Origin of the sequence: Muricoccus vinaceus (genome assembly GCF_042433125.1) — a bacterium.
Lineage (GTDB): Bacteria > Pseudomonadota > Alphaproteobacteria > Acetobacterales > Acetobacteraceae > Roseomonas > Roseomonas vinacea.
In genome coordinates this window covers 1-2404 of record NZ_JBHLVZ010000134.1, presented here as the reverse complement: position 1 = coordinate 2404, position 2404 = coordinate 1, and the positions used below count along the sequence as shown (strand labels likewise).

The 2404-nt window shown below is 66.1% G+C and carries 1 protein-coding gene and 2 pseudogenes; all 3 read left to right on the top strand.

Translation table 11 applies throughout. From position 1 onward, the window contains the following. Window positions 1-451 (top strand): annotated as a pseudogene (locus ACFFIC_RS29960) (winged helix-turn-helix domain-containing protein); the annotation flags it as partial. Between the two features lie 93 nt (window positions 452-544). Next, window positions 545-1672, top strand: a complete 1128-nt coding sequence (locus ACFFIC_RS29955) for an IS110 family RNA-guided transposase (RefSeq protein ID WP_377057275.1) — start codon at window positions 545-547, stop codon at window positions 1670-1672. A gap of 288 nt (window positions 1673-1960) precedes the next feature. Further along, window positions 1961-2389: pseudogene (locus ACFFIC_RS29950) on the top strand (IS630 family transposase); the annotation flags it as partial. Window positions 2390-2404: the final 15 nt, after the last annotated feature.

Here is a 2404-nt window from a genome sequence, read left to right as displayed (position 1 = left end):
CTGCGGCGCGCGGCGGGACGCTCGCGCAATGGCTCGGCTGCACGTCGGATGTTGGCCTTGGCATGGGTGCTGGAGAGGGCATCGCGCACGGAGGCGGCGCGGACCGCAGGCATGGACCGTCAGACGCTGCAGGACTGGGTGCATCGCTACGTCAAGGGGTTCGCCGGACAAAGCCGAAGGCCTTGCCGGGCTGTTGGGCCGGTCCGGCGAGCGTGGCCCCAAGCCACGCCTCTCGCCGGAGCAGGAGGCGGCGCTGGCCGGGCTGGTTCGGCAGGGTCCGGACCTGGCCGAGCATGGTGTGGTCCGCTGGAGGCGGACAGATCTGGCGCGCGTCATCGCGGCCCGCTTCGGTGTGGTGCTGGCCGAGCGCAGCGTCGGCGACGTGCTGCGCCGCCTGGGGTTCCGACGCCTGGTGACACGCCCCCAGCACTCCGGCCACGACGCCCAGGCGCAGAGGTCTGGTGGCAGATGCTATGAGAGCAGACATTGCTTGGTCTAGCCGTTCAGACTGGCAGGTGTCCGCCATCAGACCGGAGCCACTGCCGTGCCATCGAACGATAACATCATCCACATTGCCATCGAGTTCAGCACTTCGGTGTGGCTCGTCGGCACGCGCCTGCCTGGAGCTGCCAAGAGCCGAATGCACCGCATTGATGCCGGTGACAGTAAGGCACTGCTAACGCTAGTCGGCGACCTGCGTGCCCGAAGGGTCAACGGGCTTGACCAGGTTGCCCAACTCGTCTGCTGCTTCGAGGCAGGACGGGATGGCTTCTGGTTGCACCGATTGCTGACCGCGAATGGGGTGCTGACCTACGTCGTCGAACCGACAAGCATTCTGGTGAACCGCCGGGCACGCCGGGCCAAAACGGACCGGCTTGACGCGGAGGGCCTGCTGCGCGTGTTGGCCGCCTATGTCGGTGGGGACCACCAAGTCTGCAGCATGGTAAGAGTACCCACACCGGAGGAGGAGGACGCCAAGCGACCGCATCGCGAGCGGGAGCAGCTGGTTCAGGATCGCACGCGGTTCGAGAACCGCATCCTCGCCCTGCTTGCGACACAGGGCATTCGGCAGAGGCCGTCGTTACGCACTTGGGAGCGCGACCTCAATGCGCTGCGGAGTGGTGACGGTCGGGCCATGCCGCCGCACCTGTTGGCCGAGTTGCACCGACTTCGCCGGCGGCTGGTTTTAACGATGGAGTTGATCCGTGAGGCTGACGCTGAGCGGACTGCAACGCTCGCAGCGGCACCCGACGAAGCTGCCTCGCAGAAGGTCACAATTCTCCAACGGATCCGAGGCATCGGCGAGAACTTTGCCGCTGTGCTGGTGAGAGAGGTGCTGTATCGCCCGTTCAGCAATCGTAAGCAGTTGGCCAGCTACGTCGGCCTAACACCAACACCATACCAGAGTGGAACCATGGACCGCGACCGGCGCATCGGACGCTCTGGGAACCCGCGGGCGCGCACGACCATGGTCCAGCTTGCCTGGCTCTGGCTACGCTATCAGCCGGGGAGCGCGCTGGCAGCATGGTTCCGCACCCGGGTCGGGACGCTGCAAGGGCGCACGCGGCGGATCGCGATCGTCGCAATGGCTAGAAAGCTGCTGATCGCGCTGTGGCGCTACACCGAAACCGGGCAGATACCCGACGGTGTGGCTGTTCGCGCGAGGGCATAGGAATTGCTGCCGGCACGATAGCGCCAGCAGCAATGGGGAGGGAGTGCGGCCGTCTTCGTCAATGGTCATCGCAAACTGCCGAGTGGCAGGTTGGTCGCGCCCTACCGGGGCTACGCCTCGTGCATGAGGCATTATGGTACGGGATCCACATGGACCCGACCGCATGTAAGGTGATGCAGCTGTAGCTGCAGTGCAGACTACCCCGGACCCCACACACCCAGCTAACGACACCAGCAGATAAGGAGATCCGCCGCCCAGAACGCCCTTGACGCCTGAACCCTCATGTAAGACGAGGCCCGCGTGGGTCAGCAGGGCACGCTCGCCCGCGTCTGGGCCGAACGCGGCTCACGTCCCCCGGCGCCGCGGGACCAGCGCTATACCTGGGCCTGTCTGTTCGGCGCCGTCTGTCCCGCCCGCGGCATTGGCGCAGGCCTCGTGCTGCCCGCCGCCAACGCCGCCATGATGAACCTGCATCTGGCCGAGATCAGCACCCAAGCGAGCCACGGCTCCCATGCGGTGCTCGTCCTGGACGGCGCGGGCTGGCACCAAACCGGCGGACAACTGCGTGTGCCCGAGAACATCACGCTTCCGCACCTGCCGCCCTATGCGCCCGAGTTGAACCCGGTCGAGAACGCCTGGGCCCTTCTACGCGCCAACAAGCTCAGCAACCGCGTCCTCGACACCTACAAGAGCATCGTCGACGCCTGCTGTGACGCGTGAAATTGGCTGATC